The sequence below is a fragment of the Bacteriovorax sp. PP10 genome (genome assembly GCF_035013165.1).
In the GTDB taxonomy this organism is placed as follows: domain Bacteria; phylum Bdellovibrionota; class Bacteriovoracia; order Bacteriovoracales; family Bacteriovoracaceae; genus Bacteriovorax; species Bacteriovorax antarcticus.
Genome location: NZ_JAYGJQ010000001.1, coordinates 1,305,378 through 1,326,177, shown reverse-complemented (window position 1 = coordinate 1,326,177; position 20,800 = coordinate 1,305,378). Strand labels below are relative to the sequence as shown.

21 protein-coding genes are annotated in these 20,800 nt (G+C 38.4%); 9 read left to right on the top strand and 12 right to left on the bottom strand.

All coding sequences use genetic code 11. The annotated features are described in order from the left end of the window. Positions 1-123 precede the first annotated feature (123 nt). Both SHI21_RS06480 and phhA read left to right on the top strand, forming a co-directional pair. Entirely contained in the window at positions 124-549 is a 426-nt protein-coding gene (locus SHI21_RS06480) for an SRPBCC family protein (protein WP_323575465.1), read from the top strand. Continuing rightward, complete coding sequence (gene phhA / locus SHI21_RS06475) at positions 546-1,340, top strand: phenylalanine 4-monooxygenase (RefSeq protein ID WP_323575464.1); 795 nt, start codon at positions 546-548, stop codon at positions 1,338-1,340. Before SHI21_RS06480 ends, phhA begins: the two co-directional genes overlap by 4 nt. Here phhA and SHI21_RS06470 read toward each other — a convergent pair whose 3' ends face one another. Next, positions 1,341-3,677, bottom strand: coding sequence for an efflux RND transporter permease subunit (locus SHI21_RS06470; protein WP_323575463.1), 2,337 nt, complete (start codon positions 3,675-3,677; stop codon positions 1,341-1,343). It abuts the gene before it with no gap. A 59-nt stretch (positions 3,678-3,736) separates the two neighbouring features. On the opposite strand from SHI21_RS06470, the gene SHI21_RS06465 reads away from it, so the two are divergent. Both SHI21_RS06465 and SHI21_RS06460 read left to right on the top strand, forming a co-directional pair. Beyond that, positions 3,737-4,309 carry an ABC transporter substrate-binding protein gene (locus SHI21_RS06465; protein ID WP_323575461.1) on the top strand — a complete coding sequence of 191 codons (573 nt, stop codon included), beginning with the start codon at positions 3,737-3,739 and terminating at the stop codon, positions 4,307-4,309. Beyond that, on the top strand, positions 4,309-5,613 hold the full coding sequence (locus SHI21_RS06460; RefSeq protein ID WP_323575460.1) for a TolC family protein: 1,305 nt from the start codon (positions 4,309-4,311) through the stop codon (positions 5,611-5,613). Before SHI21_RS06465 ends, SHI21_RS06460 begins: the two co-directional genes overlap by 1 nt. A 3-nt stretch (positions 5,614-5,616) precedes the next feature. Here the strand turns inward: SHI21_RS06460 and SHI21_RS06455 are convergent, their stop codons facing one another. The 10 genes from SHI21_RS06455 to rpsU all read right to left on the bottom strand — a co-directional run bounded on the left by SHI21_RS06455 (position 5,617) and on the right by rpsU (position 15,176). Beyond that, entirely contained in the window at positions 5,617-6,822 is a 1,206-nt protein-coding gene (locus SHI21_RS06455; protein ID WP_323575459.1) for a hypothetical protein, read from the bottom strand. After that, entirely contained in the window at positions 6,812-7,516 is a 705-nt protein-coding gene (locus SHI21_RS06450; protein ID WP_323575458.1) for an ABC transporter ATP-binding protein, read from the bottom strand. The genes SHI21_RS06455 and SHI21_RS06450 overlap by 11 nt, the downstream gene beginning before the upstream one ends. 31 nt (positions 7,517-7,547) lie before the next feature. Continuing rightward, a complete protein-coding gene (locus SHI21_RS06445) occupies positions 7,548-8,771 on the bottom strand; it encodes an ABC transporter permease (RefSeq protein ID WP_323575457.1) in 1,224 nt (407 codons plus the stop codon). Beyond that, positions 8,772-10,004, bottom strand: coding sequence for an ABC transporter permease (locus SHI21_RS06440; RefSeq protein WP_323575456.1), 1,233 nt, complete (start codon positions 10,002-10,004; stop codon positions 8,772-8,774). A 4-nt stretch (positions 10,005-10,008) separates the two neighbouring features. Next, positions 10,009-10,773 carry an outer membrane lipoprotein-sorting protein gene (locus tag SHI21_RS06435; protein ID WP_323575455.1) on the bottom strand — a complete coding sequence of 255 codons (765 nt, stop codon included), beginning with the start codon at positions 10,771-10,773 and terminating at the stop codon, positions 10,009-10,011. Next, entirely contained in the window at positions 10,697-11,968 is a 1,272-nt protein-coding gene (locus tag SHI21_RS06430; protein ID WP_323575454.1) for a glycosyltransferase, read from the bottom strand. The genes SHI21_RS06435 and SHI21_RS06430 overlap by 77 nt, the downstream gene beginning before the upstream one ends. 249 nt (positions 11,969-12,217) lie before the next feature. Next, positions 12,218-13,873, bottom strand: coding sequence for a phosphoethanolamine transferase (locus SHI21_RS06425; RefSeq protein ID WP_323575453.1), 1,656 nt, complete (start codon positions 13,871-13,873; stop codon positions 12,218-12,220). After that, a complete protein-coding gene (locus tag SHI21_RS06420; RefSeq protein WP_323575452.1) occupies positions 13,863-14,552 on the bottom strand; it encodes a phosphatase PAP2 family protein in 690 nt (229 codons plus the stop codon). The genes SHI21_RS06425 and SHI21_RS06420 overlap by 11 nt, the downstream gene beginning before the upstream one ends. A 64-nt stretch (positions 14,553-14,616) precedes the next feature. Continuing rightward, positions 14,617-14,889, bottom strand: a complete 273-nt coding sequence (locus tag SHI21_RS06415) for a 4a-hydroxytetrahydrobiopterin dehydratase (protein WP_323575451.1) — start codon at positions 14,887-14,889, stop codon at positions 14,617-14,619. A 56-nt stretch (positions 14,890-14,945) separates the two neighbouring features. Then, entirely contained in the window at positions 14,946-15,176 is a 231-nt protein-coding gene (rpsU, locus tag SHI21_RS06410; protein ID WP_407079773.1) for a 30S ribosomal protein S21, read from the bottom strand. A 109-nt stretch (positions 15,177-15,285) separates the two neighbouring features. Here rpsU and SHI21_RS06405 point away from each other — a divergent pair, with 109 nt between their 5' ends. From SHI21_RS06405 to SHI21_RS06385, 5 genes are all read left to right on the top strand, one after another. Continuing rightward, positions 15,286-16,590 carry a replication-associated recombination protein A gene (locus SHI21_RS06405; protein ID WP_323575450.1) on the top strand — a complete coding sequence of 435 codons (1,305 nt, stop codon included), beginning with the start codon at positions 15,286-15,288 and terminating at the stop codon, positions 16,588-16,590. A 117-nt stretch (positions 16,591-16,707) separates the two neighbouring features. Beyond that, positions 16,708-17,433: an endonuclease I family protein gene (locus tag SHI21_RS06400; RefSeq protein WP_323575449.1), complete on the top strand. Its 726-nt coding sequence runs from the start codon at positions 16,708-16,710 to the stop codon at positions 17,431-17,433. A 147-nt stretch (positions 17,434-17,580) separates the two neighbouring features. After that, a complete protein-coding gene (locus SHI21_RS06395) occupies positions 17,581-18,432 on the top strand; it encodes an endonuclease I family protein (protein ID WP_323575448.1) in 852 nt (283 codons plus the stop codon). A gap of 42 nt (positions 18,433-18,474) precedes the next feature. After that, positions 18,475-18,927 (top strand): NUDIX domain-containing protein, encoded by a 453-nt coding sequence (locus SHI21_RS06390; protein WP_323575447.1) that lies wholly within the window; start codon positions 18,475-18,477, stop codon positions 18,925-18,927. Further along, on the top strand, positions 18,924-19,916 hold the full coding sequence (locus SHI21_RS06385) for a glycosyltransferase family 4 protein (RefSeq protein WP_323575446.1): 993 nt from the start codon (positions 18,924-18,926) through the stop codon (positions 19,914-19,916). Before SHI21_RS06390 ends, SHI21_RS06385 begins: the two co-directional genes overlap by 4 nt. Here SHI21_RS06385 and SHI21_RS06380 read toward each other — a convergent pair whose 3' ends face one another. Further along, positions 19,917-20,789, bottom strand: a complete 873-nt coding sequence (locus tag SHI21_RS06380; RefSeq protein ID WP_323575445.1) for an AraC family transcriptional regulator — start codon at positions 20,787-20,789, stop codon at positions 19,917-19,919. It lies immediately after the preceding gene. Positions 20,790-20,800: the final 11 nt, after the last annotated feature.

Here is a 20,800-nt window from a genome sequence, read left to right as displayed (position 1 = left end):
TCACCGAGATTAAAATGACATTTAGGTGAAATTAAAAAAAATTAATTCTGTTCCGATGCTTTTTATCAACTTTTAAGAACCTAATAAGACTAAGCAAAACCTTTAAAAGACCGAGAAACAAGAATGAAAATTCTCATATCGACCCCAATTCAAAAAAACTTCCGCGAGGTTTTCGCCCAATTCAACTTAAAACTCTTTGAGGCACTCAAACCTCCGGTGGTTAATTTAGTTGTTGAGCGTTTTGACGGATGCAAAAAAGGTGATGAAGTTCACTTAAAAGTTGCAGGTCAAAGATGGGTCAGTCACATCACTGATTATTATGAAAGTGAAGATGAAATTTATTTCGTCGATCGTGGCGTGATCATTCCTCCCCCACTTAAGCATTGGTTGCATGTTCATAGAATTGAGCGCACTGGAAATAATATGTGCAACGTGGTTGATGATATCGAATACTCAACTGGAAATGCCTTCATGGATAAATTAATTTATCCCGCCTTGTACGCCATGTTTTCCATGAGAAAATCCATTTATAAAAGAGAGCTGTCATGAAAGCAAAACACGTCTATGAATCACTCCCTCTTGATAAGGATGGGCGTGCTCATTATGGAAATACTGAAAATGAAACCTGGGCCTTTTTGCTTAAGAGACAAAAAGAATTAATGCAAACACGCGCTTCAAAAGAGTATCTAAAAGGTGTAGAGCTACTACATTTCACTGATAAGATCCCTCAGCATTTTGAGATCACTGAAATTTTAAAACAACATACTGGATGGGGAGTTGAACCTGTTCCCGCTCTTATTCAGCCTGAAGAATTTTTTAGTTTGCTGGCGAACAAAAGATTTCCGGCCGCGAACTTTATCCGCACTCCCGAAGATATTGACTATATCCAGGAGCCCGATGTCTTTCATGAACTTTTTGGGCATTGTCCATTGCTGACAAACGCTCCTTACGCTGAGTTCATGCACCAGTATGGAAAGCTTGCTCTTTTAGCAGATAAAAAAACACAAATGAGAATGTTTAGATTGTTCTGGTTCACCATTGAGTTTGGTCTCATCAGAGAAGAGGGACAAATTAAAGCTTACGGTGGCGGGATTTTATCTTCGAAATCAGAAGTGATCTACTCTGTTGAAAGTGACATTCCAGAAAGACGTGAGCTTGATCCCATGGACGCTCTTCGCACACCTTTTAGAATTGATATTCTTCAGCCGGTGTATTTTGTCATTAATAGCTTTGATGATTTATTTAAATTGATTGAGAAGGATCCGTTAAAAATGGCACAGGAGTCTTTTTTATTACCAGACTTCCCGGCCAAATTTGAACGTAAAAAGAAAGCGAAATAACTATTTTTTCTTAAATGAGTAAACGTAATCTTTAAGCATTGGGAAGAGAACCATACAGATCAGATACATTGAAATCTGTCCCATCATGGAAATCCAACCTACTCCGTTAAGCATTTTTGCTTCAGCAAAAAGTAGTGCTCCGAAACCACAGATAGATGTCAGCATTCCCAAATGAACGGGCCCTGAAATTCTTCTGGCCGCAGAGAGAGCTTCTCCACGTTTTCTCGGGTTCGGTAACGGCTGATCCTTGTGTTCAATTTCATCGTGGATCTGATGCACCCCCATATCAATTCCGGCCGCGAGTACCGCAGGAATAATGGCGACGTTTAAGATCGTAAACGGCTCATGGAATAGTCCCATTAAGGCCACGAGTAAAAGACATCCGATGATCAACTGACCTTCTAAAATCAGTGCGTATCTAAGATTCTTAAAGTCCGGCCAGAACACAAAAAATGCTCCAACTAAGAAGAGAACTAAAACGATTTTTCCATCTTCGATGATGTGGTTTAAAATCGCAGAGAATACTAATGTATCAGACCCTACTTCCATTCCCGGGAAAAGCTTTTTGGCCTTCAGGAGAACTCCAGCGTAGCGGTTAATATTGTCATAAGTCCCCTGGCGCTCTTTCGGGTAAACTAAAATAATATTTTTATCTTTACCAAAATTTCCAGCAAGAGAATCAGGAACCAGCTCATCTCCATAAGGTGATGTATTTAACCAGCGTTGGACCTGCTCATAACTCAACTGAGTTTTTTCTTCGATCTCTTTTGGTGAAAGTTCGTTAATCTTTCCTTTCATTTTCTGAATGCGAGAGTAACGAGTCTGCATATCATCCGGCACAAGCGTATTGTATGAAATAACCTGATCAATTATTTCATCATTTTCCTCACTCTTAAGCCATGTCTCTAACGACTTAACCTGCTCTAAATCGCGGGTTAAAATCGCAGAAGGCGTAATCGCCCTTCCATAAAGATTATCTGTCAGTTTGTTAAGTTCCTGAGTCTTTTTTGAGAAGTTGTGAAGTCTTTCGAAATCGTACTCGAAATAAGCATTATAAATTCCGTATCCCAGTATTGGGATTAAGATCAAACACCACGCCGCATGTTTTGTTTTAAACGGGTAAGCGTAGAAAAATCTCGAAACTTTTTCCTGAATATGCCCTTCTTTCTTGTGAGGAAGAATTCTTGCTCCCAATGGAAAGATACACATGAAAGTAAAATAAATACAAACGATCCCCATCCCAGCGATGATCCCCAACTCTGAGAATCCTCTAAAATCTGAAATAGATAAAATGAAAAAGGCTGCTGCTGATGTTAGAGCTGCAGAAAAAAGTGAGCGTCCCATTACCAGATAAGTTTCTTCGATGGCCTCAAGTTTATTCTTACCGCTCTGTCTTTCTTTAATATAACGACGGACAAAGTGGATACCGTACTCAGATCCAAGTCCCGATAAAATCGCCAGTAAAAACCCGGTTAAAATATTGATTCGCCCAACGAAAAGATAAGCAAGACCAACCGTCTGCCCCATCGCCATGAAAACACCGGCAAGAGTAAACCAGCCAGCTCTCATCGTTCCTAGGCCAAAAAATAAAACGATAATTAAAAGGACTGTCGAAATAATTGAAGTCTTGGCAATGTCGCGATCAAACTGTTGTTTATCTTCAATTTTTTCAACATAACGTCCACTCAATTGGTAAGGAACTTTTTTTCCAAACTTCTTTGCCATCGCCGTATTAACATTGCCGATTAAAACTTCTGAAGAATCCAGGTCCGTTGAACCAAAGTCCGGCTTAATTAAAAGCATGGCGTATTTTTTATCCTGAGATAAAAAGTAGCGGTCCTGAGGAATTTTTGTTTTTAAATCAGAAAAGAATTTCTTAGCGTCTTTGATATCTTCAGTCTGGTCGCCATCACCAAATAAATCGAGTCCTGTTGTGTCCACTTTCTTATCTGAAAATAGAATTTGAGCATTGGTTAACATTTGCTTGAATTCTTTTTTGCTGATTAAGAAAAGGGCCTTATCTTTTAGCGAGTAAGTCTCTCTCTCGTAATAAGAGTATTTAATTCTAGGAACTTCTTTAAGTGTTTCAGTGATTTGAGGCAGGACTTTTTCCGGAGAAACCATCGGTCCGACCAGAGCAATCAGGTAACCGCCGCCCCCAACCATGTCCGAAACGTGGTTCATCTCTACAACGGCCGGGTTGGTATCAGAAAGGAGCCCGGAAAGATCCATATTAACTTTCAGTTTTGGTGCTTGCATGGCCCCCCAAATACTGAAAATGATTGCGATAACCGGCATGATATAAAAATGCTTTAAATTCCATTTTAGAATAGACATTGGTACCCGTTTGTTTCTATATTGAGCCCTAAATTTATTAAATTCCTGGGATCAAAAATATGAAGTTATTTTTTACTCTTTTACTGCTACTTCCCGTGTTCGTCAAAGCTCAAACATCGGCCGACGTGGCCCCTGAAGCTCTGATCCAAAATATTTTTACCTTAGCTCAAAAAGAGAACCCTCTTAATAATCCAAAACTTAAAAGTGAACTTGATGGAAACTTCGATTTTAAACAAATGTCCCTGAACATTCTTGGAGCAGAAGCAAAAAAGAGATCAACATCGGATCTTCAATGGTTCGAAACAAGCATTAAAGAAATCATCACAAAGACAGTTTACCCTAAGGCACCTGAATTCCTTAAAGGCGTAAAGATCACTTACGGCAGCACTTTAGTTGATGGGACTAAGGCCACTGTTCCTTCAACAGTTGCAAAAAAAGGTGAAAAGACGGACGTGAGTTACTCACTAGTTAAAAGCACATCAGGATGGAAAGTTATCGATGTCTCTATTGATGAAGAATCGTGGGTTAAAACGATCAACGATAAAATGAACAAAGCACTAAAAGAAAAAGGTTGGAATGGAGTGAAAGAACTTCTTAACAATCGCCTAAAGGCACTTAACAAGAAAACTTAATGAAAAATCTTTTTTTCTTCCTCATCACTCTACTTATCTGTGTTGATACGCAAGCAAAGGCGTACCAATTAAAAGAACTCATTGAGCTTGCGAAAGTTCATCCGGAAGTTAAGATTGAAGAGTTTGAAGTTGAAAAAGCAAAAACACTATTTGAGCGTATCAATGGTGAGACCAGACCAAAACTTTCTATTTTAAGTGGTGTTGGCCCAAATAAGAGTGTCACTGGGAACCCCCTTGAGTCTACTCAATCAAATAGAATCGACACTGTCACTTACGTTGCTAAAATTGATTTAAAAGTCCCTCTTTTTGCTTTCAACCGCCAGAATGATTTAATCAAAGCTGCCGACGGGAACATGAAAGTGAAAGCTCTCGATGTTGAAAAGAAAGAAGCTCAGCTGATTAGAAAAGTGAAAGAATACTATTACGGCTTTCAGTACGCTTCGAGCCTTAATGAATTTGCTGGATCAACCCTTAGCGACTTAGACGATGTCTTAAAGGGCATGAAAGAAAATAAAAAGAAAAATAGCGATGAAGACTTCACTAAGCTGACTCTTTTTAGATCCCTTGCTCAAGTAAAAAAATATGAAATTGAAAAAGGCTTAGCTCAAGGCCTTTTGGGATTAAAATACATCTCCCAAACAGAAGCCCCGACAGTTGAGCAGGATTGGATTGAATTCAATCAAAGAAAGATTCCCACACTTGCCGATCTAAATAATATGCTTGCTCAGACCAATGTCGACCTAAGAAAGGCCAATATTGGAGTGGATGCCAAGACCTCTTTTTTAACGAGTGAAAAAAAATCTCAGCTTCCAGTGTTCGGAATTTTTTCTTCATACGACTGGAGAGAAACTCCTGGTTCTACTAAACAGACCTCAAAATTCGCTTATGACTCATATAATACTTCTGAATTCTCTATCGGTGTCGGACTTATCTGGGAAATTGATTTTGGAGTTAAATCAAGTAACGTAAGTGCTGCCAGAATTGACTTAGAATCAATCAAAGTTCAACAGGCCTATGCTCAGAAAAATCTTCCGATTCAAATTGAAAAGATTTACCTGGATTTAGTGGAAGCAGGACTTAAGGCAACTGAGCTGGAAAAATCTTATAAATCATCTAAGAAACTTTTAAATAATATCGCAACCGGAGTTGCCATGGGGATCACTCCAGCAAAGGATATTATCGAGTCTTATACGCTTAAAGCACAAATCTATCAGCAGTTCGTTGAAGCTGCTTATAACTATGAAATGAAGCTTGCAGAGCTGTCATATGAAATGGGCACAGAGCTCGATCCCACTTTAAAATAAAAACTAAAAATAAAATCTAAGAGATGTGTAGATTGAAGTTGGGTAAGATCCGAATTCAGATCTCTGAATGTATTGCGATTTTTTTCCTGCAGGCACATAAGCACCTAGATCAATAAAAGCATCCTGGGCCACATTGTACTCTAATGCCAGATTATTAAAGATTGAATGATCGCTTAAGTTTAATAAAAATTGTCCGGTTAATTTCCAGAGTGAGCTTAATTCATAAGTCATTCCCGGGGCCACATAGTGAGCTCCCTGCAAATAAACTCCTCCCTCTTGATAGGCCGGCTGACTCTGCAAAAACATGTAGCGCTTGGGATCACTCGCCCCCGCTCCATTGTAGTGGTATTCAATGTAGCTATAAATGGATTCAGTTAGTTTATAATCAAATCCTATTGTCGTTCGTAAATAACTTTTAAAATTGTTTTTCTCATCTTGATTAAAAAACTTAGGAACAACATAGGCACTTTCAAGCCACGCACTTGCATTGCCAATAGATCTTGAAAAATCGACTCCCGTCATTAAGTTTTCTTGAAAATCCATCAGCATGATGGAGACATCTGTGGCCCATACATTGGTTTTTAATCTGGTAAAAACTGCACTTTCTGAAAAATCTAATTTATGTCCAAGAACATAACCTATATCCAATAAACTCAAGGCCCCAAGTGAGTAATTCACTCTAATCGTGTCTATTCCTACTCGCTCTTCTTTATCCAAGGTCTGATAAGAAATGGGAGTTAAGACATCAGTGGGATTAATTATTTTGGAAGACCCAAAAGCAATAGGCGCTCGCCCGACATTAAGGTTGAATGCATTCTTGCTGTAACTTACATAAAATCGATCAAGGTTTTGGTTAAGTAAAACACGGGATGATTTTTGATTGTCCTTATCAGAAGAATAAAGCTCCTGGTCTAAGTCTAGAACGCGGTATCCTTGTTTGGCCTTGGGCCCAGCTAATAAAAGTGGTGATCTTTTTTGCCAGTCAACTGATAACGCGTAGGCCGCATAAAAAGTATAATTCTCATTAGGTGACCATGTGTACTTAGGTCTAAAGGTACTCGTCAGCTCACCGGCGTATGAGTCCTCATAAGGAGTCTTCGATTCCGAAAAATATGTTTTATAACTTCCATTGAGTGCGTAAGAGTTCCTGGCAAAAGCTAAGACATATAAAAGTGTGCTGAAAAGATAGATGGTTTTTTTATGTATCACTATCAATGTTTCCGTCTTTTAAAATAATTAATCTTTTAGAGTGATCCATGATTCTTTTATCGTGAGTAGAAAATAAAAATGTGATGCCCTTCGTTTCGTTAAGCGATCTCATCATATCAATCAGGTTGTCGGCCGTAACAGAGTCAAGATTGGCCGTCGGCTCATCGGCCAGAATAATACTTGGACGAGAGACAACCGCACGGGCAATGGCCACTCTCTGCTGCTGACCTCCAGACAACTGAGCAGGCCTTCTATTTCCCATTGTTGTGAGTCCTACATCTTTTAAGACATCATTCACACGTTCTGCCCGCTCGCCTTCAGGTATTCCCTGAATAAGCATAATGTACTCAATATTTTCCTTAACCGTTAAAACGGGAATTAAATTATAAGACTGGAAGATAAATCCAATGTGATCTCTTCTGAAGTCTGATAGTTGGTTTCCACTCATATCGCTGATTGGCCTTTGATCGATAAAAACTTTTCCGTTACTTGGTCTATCGAGACCACTTAATAAATTAAGTAGTGTTGATTTCCCTGAACCAGATGGCCCCGCAATCGCAGTGAACTCACCTTTTTTGATGGCAATATTAATCTTATGTAAAGCTGTGACTTCGATCTCGCCTGACATATAAGTTTTCATGACATTTTCAGTTCGTAAAATGTCACCGCCCATATTTTCCATATTTTGAATCATACATTTTCTCCGTTCGTAATTTTTAACTGCACTACTTTTTCCTCAATGCGACTGCCGGGATAATTTTTGCTGCATAAATCGCAGGGTAAATCCCCACGAGCGTCGCAAAGACAATCAGACAGACAGGATAAAGAGTAAATTGGATCAATCGAAAGTGAGGGTAAATTTTGTCTTTAAAAACTAAGTGAGCGTATTCAATTCCGCGGTAATCGATTCCATACTTGGAAAAGAATCCAATTAAGATAATTCCGATGATCACACCAACAACAGTACTCACCAGGGCCATCATAAAAGCTTCATAAAGAATCATTCTGGCCACAACACTTGGCCTGGTTCCTACAGCGCGAAGAACGCCAAATTCAAACATCCTCTCATATAGGGACATAAACAATGTATTCATAATCCCAAAAGCAATGATGCCGAATAAAATGACGGCCAGAATCCCCAGCGAAAACTGAGTGAATTCTAAAATAGCGGCCAGGTCTTTAAACATTTTATTCCATCCACTCACGACGTTACCGTCTTTAGAGTATTTGGTAGCGATCGAGTAATGTTTTTTTGCGGGAATATTCAGGTCTTTAAAGTTCAATGCAATTTCATGAATATTACTTCCAAGGTTAAGAATACTCTGTGCCACGCTTAAATTAATAAACGCCACATTTTCATCCATCTCACGCACACCAAAAGCAAAAATCCCACCGACGCGAAACATCTCCTGAGAAAGCTCTCCCAATCCTGATTTTGCAACCGTCACAACAACCCTGTCACCAACTCCAATATTAAGATTGTCCGCTAGTTTTTTACCGATAAGAATTTTTCGGTCATCCTGGGCATTTAAATAATCCCCTTGCACCATCAATTGCGAAATTCTTGAAACGCCTTTTTCTTGTTCTGCATCGATCCCGTACACAATAATATTGTTGGCATCGGAAGTTGAAGTAAGCATTCCATAACTTAAAACTCTTGGAGTAAAACTTTGTAATTCGTTTTCACTTTTTAAGTCTTTTAAAATTTGCTCGCTATTCGTGATGACTTTTTCCACTTCTAAGTTTTTTACGAACTCACTTTGATGGATCTGGGCATTACCTGAGAAGTCTTCAGTCGCCGAACGAACCATCGTCTCACCCAGGCTTACGATAAGAGCATCGGCAAACATCATCGCAGCTAGCCCCACTCCAATAGCGAGAACCGAGAGAATCGTGCGCCTCTTGTTTCTAAAAATATTTCTCCATGCGAGCTTAAGTACTAACCACATTTAATTCATCCTCATCGCTTCAACCGGGCTGATTTTCATCGCCCTAATTGCGGGAAAAATACTCACGAATAAGGCCGTCACAAAAGTGACGATAGCAGGACCTATAAAGGCACCGGCATAAATCAGACCGTACATCGTCGTAATAGTGAATCCTCCGATATCAATCGGATTGGGGTAATCAATTCCATGAATCGAAACCCAATAATTTAAAATAAAACTTATAATGAATCCTATAATGATCGAGATAATGGCAAGCCCGGCACTCTCTAAAATAATCATCCAAAAAAGTGTCAAAGGTCTGGTCCCCAACGCCCTTAGCACTCCATACTCTGTTGTCCTCTCTAAAATAGTCATCAACACAGTATTAAGTACGCCAATGGCCACAATAATCACGATAACGATCAAGCAAATGCGCATCCCTTTCTTTTCAAAAACCATAGTGTTGTAAAATTGTTTTTCAACTTTGGCCCAAGGAAGAACTTCAAGATTTGAGAGACCTGCTTTTTTAAAATTCTCATCTAAAAATGCAGCTGCACTATCAGCGTTTTGATATTCATCTACGATAATGGCAATTTCATGGAAGTTAGTGTCCATAGATAAAAAGGACTGTGCCTTTTTTATATCCATGTAGCAGTAGTTTCGATCTTTGGAGTAAACATCGCCTTTTAAGATTCCGCTCACGATAAAAATATCGTTGGAGATTGAGCCATCGGCCCCTTGTCCAACCAGTACCATTTCGTCTCCTAGCTTCAACTTCAAAGTTTCAGCAAGGCCCGCTCCAATGATGACATTATTTTTAACTTCAGTCGTTGCTTTTAAATACTCACCTTCTTTCACTTTCATCTTAATAGATGTAGTCCTGGCCTCTGCCTCCGGATCAATTCCTATGATCCTTGCCATCGAAGTTTTTTTATCTTTTGAGGCCAGAGCTCCTGAGTAAACTCGAGGAGTCCATGATTTTACACCTGGGATTTTTTTAATTTCATTACTGAGTGTCGCATAGTCATCTAAAGATTTATAAAGTGACGGTTTATCGAGATAACCATTTTTATGAACCTGTAGGTGTCCAGTATAGGACTTCGTGAATTTTTCAATAACTGTTCCGTAAGTCCCTTCAGAAATAGATAAGGCAAGAGAGAAAAGAACAAAGCCCCCTACCATCGTTAAGATAGTAAATGCCGAGCGACGCCTCTGCCTGAATATATTTCGAAATGCTATTTTTAAAATTAACATAAATTTAAATACGCTTTTGTAAATTGATTTGAGAAAAGACGGCTTCGTCAACACTGTCAAACTTCAGTTCTTTGTATTCAATCGTCGTCTTGTGTCCGGCCTTATTAAAAGGTGTTAACTCCATCACAGCGGGGATGTTTCTATTGCCAAATTTCTTGATATCCTTAAAGACGATCTCTCTGATTTTCACACCTTTGTCATCGTAGTACTCCTGGCGCACTGGAATTGACGTTTGCTTGTTAACAATCAGAATAATTTTATCCCAAACAGTTGCCGTTTTTGCCTTAGGTTTTAATTCAATATAATAATTAGTGATATCAGCGACAGTAGGTTCAGTTAATGCCGAATCATAATCTTTTATAAATGTACTCTCTTTAACTAAGTCATCGTTAGTGAAGTCAGACCCCATCCATGATCCCATCATCATCGAAGGTGGCACCTTCATCGTCTTGTCGATCTTTGGAAAGAAGTTCCACATATCATTTTGAATTCTTAAAGTGGCGACACCTTTATCTTTTTGTGGCGATAAAATTCTGATAAATGTTTTATCTAATCCAGAGGCCCAGACGTTAATGTCCAGTGTACGTTTCCAGTCAGGAGTTTCAATGCGCATCTCCAGCGTACCAAAACTATGTTCCGAACGATAAAGTCTATCCACACCATCTAAGATTTTTTTGATATCTGCTTTTTTATCAGCTGCCACTGCACTTGAGATAGTCAGTGTTGTCAACGCTATCAAGAGAATGTGTTTCATAAATTTGAATTGCATTAAATCTTCCTTTTTCAATTAGTAAATCTTCATAAAGTGTGAGAACTCTTTCGGACATGATTTCACTTCGCCATTCTTCTGCTTCCTGCAGGGCCTCAGCGGCCTTACTTTTGTAGACCTCTGGATCGCTTAATAGTAAATCCACCTTTTCGATAAATAAATCTATATCGTCCTTAACCATGAAGCCACCGCGCCCTCTGCGCATTAACGCTTTGGTCCCCATTTCACCAATGGCCACAACAGGTGTTCCACAAGTCATTGACTCAAGAATGACCAGTCCCTGACTCTCAACTTTTGATCCAAAAATAAAAACGTAGGCCAAAGAATAAAAATCCTTGAGCATTTCTCTTTCAACAAATCCAGTGAATAAAACTAAGTCTTCCAAATCTAAATGACGGACATAGGCCTGGAGTTCATTACGTGAAGGGCCTCCACCGACAATGACAAATTTAATATCGTTATGAGTTTCAGTCAGTTTATGAAAGACATCGATTAAGAATTTAATATTCTTTTCTCTGCCGAGTCTTCCAACATACATCAATGTTTTATAACCACGTACTCTGTCAGCAATCATATCAAGCTTATAGTTCACACTCATTTTGCCGTTGAGAGCTAACCTTGAAAAATGTTTCACGTTAACACCTGTTGGGATCACATCAATCTGACTGCTGATATTGTACGAGTGTAATCTTGAGGCCATCAGTGTTGTCGGTGCGATAATACGATCAGCTTTATTAAAAACTCTACGTAACAAAGATCGACAATAAAAGCGTGCAAGTTTATGAGGAATGAACTTTACATATTCATTGATCAACTCTTCCCAATTAGTATGAGCTGTTAAAACTAAGGGGATCTTATTTTTCCTAGCGTATTTGATGACAATTTTCGCCATAGAGAATTCAGTATGGATATGAATTAAATCTGGCTTGAGAGCATTTAGCTTGGCATAAATTTTCTTTTTTTCCGAGCCTCTCACAATACGATTTTCTTTATTGAAGAAAACAGAACGTGAGCTGAAACGAAAAACATTTGTTGAATTGTTAGATTTATCCCACTCTGCAGCTTCTGGATAATCAGGGACGAGCAAATTAATTGTATGCCCCATTGAAGAAAAGTTTTCTTTAAAAGAATCCATTGAAACGGGAACGCCACTTACTGATGGCCAGTACTGGTCTGACACATAAACGATATTCACTATATCTCCTTGCCCTCTTGGCATGCGTATAACTTTAGAGGAAGCATATGAAACATAGATAAAAATTGATAGAAAATTTAGATTAAATTTCAGCAATGTTTATTGTGTAGCAGAGTGTTTTGATTATGCTTTTATTTTCTTCTAATCACTTAGAGTGAAATCATAAAAATAAAAACAAAACACTTTAATCGTCTGTGACAATATTTTTTTGTTAATACCCTATCGTCATAGAGTATTAATCAGATGGACTCAATTATTTTTCGTGGAATTAATTTGGATATGAACACCATCAAGAATGTCCATTTCTGGTTTATAAACAGAAGATTCAACTTCAAACATTCCCAGGATTGTATGAAAAACATTGTCGTGAGAATAAGGTTCGTTAAGTCTCTTTTTTAGTAATACATAGTTTGTTTCAGCTTCCATCCCTCCACCAAACCACATAATCATTGCAATATCTTTTTGCTCTTTAGGTGCCATCATATATGGCAGGCCATGCAGATATATACCATTTTCTCCCAATGACTCTCCATGATCACTTACATAAAGCATGGCCGTATTAAACTTGCTACTGTTGGCCTTTAAAAGCGTGATGACTTTAGATAAAAAATAATCGGTATATAAAATAGCATTGTCATAGGCATTGGTAATTTCTTCATTGGTACATTTCCCAAGCTCACTAGTCTTGCAGACAGGCCTGAAAACCTCAAATTCTTTTGGGTATCGTTTGTAGTAGGCAGGCCCATGATTCCCCATTTGATGTAAAACAATCAGGATATCTTTTTCCTTAACACTATCAATATGTTTTTGCAGCCCCACCAGCATCCCCACATCACGGCACTCCTCATCGCAGATCGTATTGGTTGCAGACGTTTTATAGTCTTCAAATTTTGCTCTTACTGCGACTCCCTTAGAGTCTGAGTTATTGTCTCGCCATAAAATATTTACCTCTTGTGTATGTGATAAAACATCCAGAAGGTTTTCAGTTGAATTGGCATCGTCTACATTAAACTTACTACGCCCAAAATATGAAAACATACAAGGCACAGAAATCGCGGTTGAAGTCCCACATGAAGTGGCGTTGGTAAAACTCAGGACATTTTCTTTCTTAAGTAGCGGATTGGTTTCATTTTTATTTCCATTGAGTGAAAAACTATCTCTTCTTGCAGTTTCCCCTACAACTAAAATCACCATGTCACGGTCAACGTCATGTACCGGGATTATGGAACCTTTCCCAATGGCCTCAAGTGCTTTACTAGGATTCTTAAAGAAGCTGCTGCCGAATTTCCCCATTGAGTAAATCCAATAAGTCGGATTTGTGTAATACCTTAAAGGCTTTTGTTCACGCAGAAAAGATGCATAAAACTTTCCAAATGAAATCGTCATCACAAAGATGACAACCAGAGAAATTAAAATAGTTTTTAACTTTAAAACCAAATCCTTTTTAAACAATACTTCCTTGACCTCTATTTTAAAAATCAAAAACATAGGGAGAACAAAAAGGAAGATAATATAGAAAAATAATTTTATCGTTACCAGATCTAATGATTCTTTAGCGTCTGTCTTTAAAATATTTAATAACATCGTATCGTCAATCACAGTGCTGTAAGTATCCATCACGTAGGCCGCAAGCATCGCCAGAAAGAAGACCACAAGAAAAAATCTTTTATAAACGACCTTTAAGCGCACCACTCTCAAAAATGAATTCATAATTAAAAGCAATAGACTCAACATCAGGTTAGTTGCTGAAATTAAGATGATCACAATGGATGCTAAGAAAAAAATATTTTGAGTATCAATTGGATAAACTGCGAATGTCTTACTAAAAAAGGCTAAATTATAAAAGAGAACGAAAAATATTGAGATGATGAGTGTAAGCTGATTTTGTGATAATTTAATTTTCATAGTTTTTATCATAATAAGAATAAATTAAAGACATAATCCATGAGATTGTAATACTTAGTAATATCGTTGTTAAGTCATGAGATAAATAATGGGCACCACGCATCTGCTGTGTCATTCCAAAAGCGGTTCCGATTAAAAGACCAGGAACTAAAGTTTTGAAATTCCTTTTTCTATAAATAAAAGTGTATCCGAAATACAGTGATAAAAAGCAAAAGCCCCCAGAAGAGTGCCCGGCAGGAAAACAGTGTCCATTGGGAAGATCCAGTGCGAAGGCCCTCAATAGTTCAGGAGGATTTACACCCCCGCCAAAGGCCACGCTATTCCAAGGACAAGGAAGCGTAGACCATCTCTTTAGAAAAAAAACTGTGATAATAGTGAGTATTGATGAAAGAAAAACAAAGCCTGCATAGTCCCTTTGTTTTTTGTCACCATCAACTTTGAAAAGATAAAGCCAGCGGCCTAGAAAAGCGACCAAAAGAACGATGCTGAAAATAACTCCGCCTTTATGTAAAATCTTTTCTAAGACAAAAGAATCGCGGTACATCCACTGATCAGTGGAATTAAAAAAATGGCCTGCAAGAAAAATATCGAATCCCGACTCATGTGAGTAGATCATCGCTAAACTTACAATCAATGCCAGAGTTGCAAATTCAATACTGAGAGATTTAGAGGTCTTCATACAAATAGTATAAGAGGCCATGAATCAATAAGATAGATATTTTTGTGAGAGAACGATTAGATGACTATAAAGAGTCTACAATTTTTGCCAGAGTAAAATCTTTTTCTGAAACTCCACCAGCATCGTGTGTAGTAAACTTGACAATACAACGGTTAAAACTCACCTCTAGGTCCGGGTGATGATTTTCTTTATTGGCAACCCAGGCAACGGCATTAACGAAAGCGATGTTCTTTAAATAACTTTTAAACTGAAATGCTTTTACCAAAGACAAAGTCTTTTCATCGTAAGTCCATTCAGTAAGTGTCTTTAATTTTTCGTTGATTTCTTGAGTGTTCATAGCTTGCCTTCAAGGTAAAAAAAAAGGCCTCATTCGAGGCCTTCAATTTCATACTATTAGTATTTAGATACTCTAGTTGATTTCATTGCTGTTTTCTTTCTACGTTTATCTGCTGCTTCGGTTTTTTCCTTATGCTTTACAGAAGGTTTTTTGTACTCTTGGCGTTTTCTGTACTCGCGTACAACACCAAATGATTCACACATTCTTTTGAATTTCTTCAAAGAACGCTCTACACCAGATCTTTCGTCGATCATAACAGTAATTGCTGATTGTGGATCTTGAGCCATTTTAAGTCACCTCCTCTTTCTTGGCATTCGGACTACAAAAATTGTAGTTATAAAAGTTTTAACAATGTAAGATAGCGCCAGTTTCCAGTCAACGACTTTCGGACTAGTTATGGTAAAAAAACAAACCTCACTCTTTGACACAGATCTCTCTACAGACGAAGAATCAGCTCCGGAAGGGCAAATTACGTCTAAATCTAGGAAATCTAGTCATCATGAGGACCCTTTTGCACCTCTGGCCCACAGAATTCGCCCAGAGGAGTTCTCAGAGTTTATCGGACATTCGGAAATTTTTCAAAAGTACCCATATCTGCGCGAACAAAACTTCCCCAGCATTATCCTCTATGGACCGTCGGGTACTGGGAAAACGACTCTTGCTCGCCTTCTGGCCAAGCTTTCCAAGAAGGAATTCCATACATTTAATGCTGTTTTGGGTGGAGTTGCTGACCTAAAGAAGATTATCGCTGAGGCGGAAGACTACAAAACTCTTACCGGAAAATATTCGATTATCTTTATTGATGAGATCCATCGCTTCAATAAGGCCCAGCAGGATGCCCTTCTTCCTTATATAGAGATTGGTGCATTTACTTTAATCGGAGCGACGACAGAGAATCCTCGCGTGTCTGTGAACAAAGCACTTCTGTCTCGCATGCACATTATAGAGTTGAAACTTTTAACGACAGAGTCGATTGAAAAGATTTTAGATAATGCTCTTACAAGAATAAATTCAACATTTGATTCTGAGTTTGTTCACACGATTGCTAGTTATGCTGGTGGTGATGCAAGGGTTGCACTCAACTCACTTGAAGCTGCACTAAAACTAGAAGATCCTACAAAAGAATCTGTTAAAGAACTCATTATAGAAAACGCTCGTGCATTTGATAAAGGTGGCAATCGTCATTACGATGTTATTTCTGCCTTCATTAAATCAATGCGTGGAAGTGATCCACAAGCGGCCATCCTATGGTTAGCAGTAATGATTGATGGTGGAGAAGATCCAGTTTTCATCGCCAGACGTTTAGTTATTTTTGCGAGTGAAGATGTTGGCAACGCTGATCCAACAGCTTTAAGTCTCGCGATGAATGCTCTTCAAGCAGTTTCACAAATTGGAATGCCTGAAGCGCGAATTATTTTGGCACATGCAACAACATATCTTGCATCTACGTTTAAAAGTAACGCTGCCTACATGGCAATCAATGAAGCACTCGAATATGTGAAATCAAATTCAACGATTGAAGTGCCGAATCATTTAAGAAATTATCCACCACCAAATACAAAACCGTATTTATATCCACACAGTTATGAGAATCATTGGGTGAAACAACAGTACGCACCAGAGGGCACTCCCACTTTTTATCATCCAACAAATATTGGGCGCGAAGAAGGTATCAAAAAGCGCCTGGATTCTTTAAAATAAAAAAAAATACTTACATTAAATAAAAACTAACAAAAACCTAATAAAAAATATTAGTCATTCTAATACTCATCTCCTAGACTTTTGGGCATACAACACACCCTAACCAGGAAATAAAGAATGAAGAATTTTGCAATGCTGATTTTGCTTCTTAGTTTTTTCTCTTCTAGTGCATTTGCACTAGCACCGAATCAATCTGACGACGTAGCACTTAAGCTAGAACTTTTTAAGAAGACATCTGCAGGTCACCACGCTGTAGGTTACGACAATGCAAAAAAATATTTATTTCAACAATTATACTTAGAAAAAAGTGAAAACGGTTACTTCGTTACAGATCTATACTGTGGAACTAAATTCACAAACGTTGGACCTGATAAACTACCAGACCAAAATCAATTAAACACAGAGCACACTTGGCCTCAAAGTAAGTTCTCTGGACAAGCGAATAAAGGAACTCAGAAATCTGACCTTCACCACTTATTCCCAACTGACTCTAGAGCAAACTCGACGAGAGGAAACTACGACTTCGCTGAAGTGACAAAAAATGCTAACCTAAGCAACTGCGCACTAAGTAAGTCTGGCCCATCGGTTACATCTGGTGGAAAGAATTTTTTCGAACCACCTACTTCTCATAAGGGTAACGTTGCCCGCGCTCTATTCTACTTCTCAGTTCGTTACAAAATCGAAATCCCTGATGAAGAAGAAGACTTCCTAAGAAGATGGAATCACTTAGATCCAGTTGATGAACTTGAAATGGCACGTAACAATGCAATTGAAAAAATCCAAGGTAATCGTAACCCGTTTATCGATCAACCAGATCTTGCAGACGCGATTAGCAATTTCTAATTCGCAGTGTTTCAAGTAAGAATTATGTGAAAACTGTAAGTATTTTATTAGAAGAACTTATAGTTTACATTGGCCACACCTAATTAACTCAATTACATTCCCTTTGCTAAAATGACTTTTACAACGACTTTTACAAAGGGAATTAATTTGAAGACAACGATTTGCTTTCTTCTCCTGGTACTTGTATCGACTGCTAATGCAGCTGGAGAATCTAACTACTACCCAGAAAGTTTCATTCAACAACTTGCTAACTCTGCTCTTAAAGACGACGCTCTAAAAGACGAACTTAACAATGTTCTTGTAAGCAACCACCAAAAAAGCGCTAAAGGCGGAAGAGACACTCTAGGCTGCGCAACAGCTGGTGAAGGTGCTTGTTACGGCCATATCGTTCTTGGATACGATGGAGCTAGAAAAGTTCTTTTCGGAAAAATTCACCTTCAACAAGATAACGGAAAATACTTCATTAAAGACGTTTACTGTAACAAAGTATTCCAAGGTAATGGAGACATTGGTCCAGGAGCAATTCCTAACCACGCTCAAATCAACTGCGAGCACACATGGCCTCAATCAAAATTCTCTCGTCAATATTCTAAAGACATGCAGAAGTCTGACCTGAACCATTTATTCCCAACTGATTCAAAAGCAAACTCTGTAAGAGGAAACTACGACTTCGCAGACGTTTCTCACGAGAACGGAGCACTAGCTACTGACTGTACAGCTTCAAAATCTGGTTCTGCTGCTGACGGTGGAAACAGTGACGATCTTTTCGAACCACCTACAGAACACAAAGGAAACGTTGCTAGAGCAATTTTCTACTTCTCAGTTAGATACAATATGAGAGTTCCAGCTCACGAAGAACAAGTTCTTAGAAGATGGAATGACTTAGATCCAGTAGATGACGCTGAAAGGGATAGAAATGAGCAAGTTTACGCTGCTCAAAAGAACAGAAACCCGTTTATCGACTTTCCTCAACTTGCTAACTACATCAACAAGTTCTAAAATATAAAGGCTCCTTCGGGAGCCTTTTTTTTCAGGACTTTAATGGAACACAGTGACACTGCCCTCTACATTCGTCCAATCTCACTCGCTTTAATTCAAAACGAAAAGGGACAATATCTTTACCACCAAGGCAGAGATAAAGTTAAAAACGAAACCTTCTATCGCCCACTAGGTGGCGGTATTGATTTTGGTGAACTAGCTGAAGCGACACTTAAGCGTGAGATGCTTGAAGAACTCAATGAAGAAGTTATTGTTCACAGACAACTCGCAACCTATGAAAACATTTTTAAATACGAACAACGCTTCGGTCACGAAATCGTGATTGTTTTCCTTGCTGAGTTTGTGAATAGAAACGTCTACGATAAAAAAGAATTAGAAATCCACGAGCACAATGGATTAGTTTCTGTTGCTGTCTGGAGATCCCTGGAAGAAATCAAACAAGAAAAAGCTCACTTATATCCAATTGGCCTTGAATCACTTATCAAAACACTATGACTAAAAAAATTCTCATCGACTTCGAAAAAATTAAAGACCCCTTTTCTGGCCTTGGGCAATTTTGTGCTCACTTGAAAATTCACTTTGATAAATCTCCTATGAACCTAACATATTGGAGACCTGGCAAGTTTCAAAAGCTAGCGAAGAAAATTCCTTTTATTCTTCCAAAGACTGATGTGTTTCATGCTGTTCATCAGGACTCTCCTTTCATGCCTTGGTCATCGAAGACAAAGTATGTTTTAACAATTCATGATTTGAATGCTCTTTATGAGAGTTCACAATTTGGGTCTGGTGAATTTTATAAACGTAATTTACAGAAGAAAATTGATAGAGCGAGTGTTGTGACTTTCATTTCTAAGTTCACAGGTGAAGAAGTTTTTCGTAACTTTAAGATTGATCCGAAGAAAACTCAGGTTATTTACAATGGGATTTCATTGGGGAGTGTTGCAGTAGAGCCTACTTTTGTTCCTGAAGGAAAATTTCTATTTTCAGTTGGAACAGTGTTACCGAAAAAGAACTTCCATGTTCTGATTGATTTTTTAAAACTGGTTCCTGATTATAAAATTGTTTTAGCTGGTACGACATTTCATGCTTACGCTAAAGACATGCAGAAAAGAATTATTGAAGAAGCCCTGAGCGATAGATTCTTTTTAGTGGGAACTATCGATGAAGGTCATAAAGTCTGGTACTACAAAAATGCGAGTGCATTCTTATTCCCTTCTCTACTTGAAGGTTTTGGTCTTCCTGTTGCCGAAGCAATGAGCATGGGTCTTCCCCTATTTATTTCTGATAAAACTTCTGTGCCGGAAATTGGTGGAGAGGATGCTTACTATTTCAAATCATTTAAGGCAGAAGACATGCGTGATGTTTTTGTATCCGGCATGAAAGACTTCACGCCTGAAAAAAAGAAACGCTTGATTGAAAGATCAAAAATGTTTGATTGGAAAAAAGCGGCCGATGCTTACCTTGCCATTTACGACAAAGTCTAATTACTCAATTGGAATGTAGATATCAAGTTCTGAATCCGGGTGGTTCAGTTTAAATCTCTGATCGTACATTTCGATATCAGGGGCCATCTTTAATTTCTTTCCCGATTTTGGAAGCCAAGATCCAAAGATGTAATTCATTGTGTGCTCAATCGTATCCAGCACACCTTTATGAGTAAAAACTGCATATTCAGATGCAGGAACTGTAAAAGCAGTCATCCCTTCTGGAATGTCCTCAAAAGATGTCACTTCCCTTCCGGCAATATAACCACATTCTTCCGGATGAGATTTCTCACTAACAGGAAAGCATATGCCTAAATCATTGGGAGATATCGTATATTTAATTTCATGTTTTCTCGGCATATAACTCTGCCATAACTTCGGAATCACCACCATGTTGTTTTTCTCTGGTGAGCGCACAGAAATAAAATTCCCGGCAAACCCAACTACTTTTATCTCAGGTAGCGTTTTATAAACAGGTTCCATATTGATTCCTCCATATAAATGATCCAAATACTCTACTGTGATTTTTATTTTCTTCTTATAAGAAGAATGAACACCTTGCTTTCGGCAGTCTCCAGGAGTCATGTCGTACATAGTTTTAAAGGCACGAGTAAAAGCTTCTTGAGACTCAAATCCCGCATCTAGAGCGATGTCGAGAATGCGTTTATCAGATCCAAGCTCAAGCATGGCATTTGTTAGTCTTCTACTACGAATATATTCTTTTAATGAATCACCGACTGCGGCACTAAAGACTGTCTGGAAATGCCATCTGGAAAATCCGGCGTTTTTCGCAATTGTTTCGACATCGAGATCACCACTAAGGTTCGCTTCGATATAATCGACCGCTCGCTGAATTTGTCCTAAATGATCCATCTATCCCTCTA

Excerpts from the sequence above, each read along its gene's own strand:
- SHI21_RS06480 (WP_323575465.1), top strand. The coding sequence starts at position 124 with ATGAAAATTCTCATATCGACCCCAATTCAAAAAAACTTCCGCGAGGTT.
- phhA (WP_323575464.1), top strand. The coding sequence starts at position 546 with ATGAAAGCAAAACACGTCTATGAATCACTCCCTCTTGATAAGGATGGG.
- SHI21_RS06470 (WP_323575463.1), bottom strand. The coding sequence starts at position 3,677 with ATGTCTATTCTAAAATGGAATTTAAAGCATTTTTATATCATGCCGGTT.
- SHI21_RS06465 (WP_323575461.1), top strand. The coding sequence starts at position 3,737 with ATGAAGTTATTTTTTACTCTTTTACTGCTACTTCCCGTGTTCGTCAAA.
- SHI21_RS06460 (WP_323575460.1), top strand. The coding sequence starts at position 4,309 with ATGAAAAATCTTTTTTTCTTCCTCATCACTCTACTTATCTGTGTTGAT.
- SHI21_RS06450 (WP_323575458.1), bottom strand. The coding sequence starts at position 7,516 with ATGATTCAAAATATGGAAAATATGGGCGGTGACATTTTACGAACTGAA.
- SHI21_RS06445 (WP_323575457.1), bottom strand. The coding sequence starts at position 8,771 with ATGTGGTTAGTACTTAAGCTCGCATGGAGAAATATTTTTAGAAACAAG.
- SHI21_RS06440 (WP_323575456.1), bottom strand. The coding sequence starts at position 10,004 with ATGTTAATTTTAAAAATAGCATTTCGAAATATATTCAGGCAGAGGCGT.
- SHI21_RS06435 (WP_323575455.1), bottom strand. The coding sequence starts at position 10,773 with ATGCAATTCAAATTTATGAAACACATTCTCTTGATAGCGTTGACAACA.
- SHI21_RS06425 (WP_323575453.1), bottom strand. The coding sequence starts at position 13,873 with ATGAAAATTAAATTATCACAAAATCAGCTTACACTCATCATCTCAATA.
- SHI21_RS06420 (WP_323575452.1), bottom strand. The coding sequence starts at position 14,552 with ATGAAGACCTCTAAATCTCTCAGTATTGAATTTGCAACTCTGGCATTG.
- SHI21_RS06415 (WP_323575451.1), bottom strand. The coding sequence starts at position 14,889 with ATGAACACTCAAGAAATCAACGAAAAATTAAAGACACTTACTGAATGG.
- rpsU (WP_407079773.1), bottom strand. The coding sequence starts at position 15,176 with ATGGCTCAAGATCCACAATCAGCAATTACTGTTATGATCGACGAAAGA.
- SHI21_RS06405 (WP_323575450.1), top strand. The coding sequence starts at position 15,286 with ATGGTAAAAAAACAAACCTCACTCTTTGACACAGATCTCTCTACAGAC.
- SHI21_RS06400 (WP_323575449.1), top strand. The coding sequence starts at position 16,708 with ATGAAGAATTTTGCAATGCTGATTTTGCTTCTTAGTTTTTTCTCTTCT.
- SHI21_RS06390 (WP_323575447.1), top strand. The coding sequence starts at position 18,475 with ATGGAACACAGTGACACTGCCCTCTACATTCGTCCAATCTCACTCGCT.
- SHI21_RS06385 (WP_323575446.1), top strand. The coding sequence starts at position 18,924 with ATGACTAAAAAAATTCTCATCGACTTCGAAAAAATTAAAGACCCCTTT.
- SHI21_RS06380 (WP_323575445.1), bottom strand. The coding sequence starts at position 20,789 with ATGGATCATTTAGGACAAATTCAGCGAGCGGTCGATTATATCGAAGCG.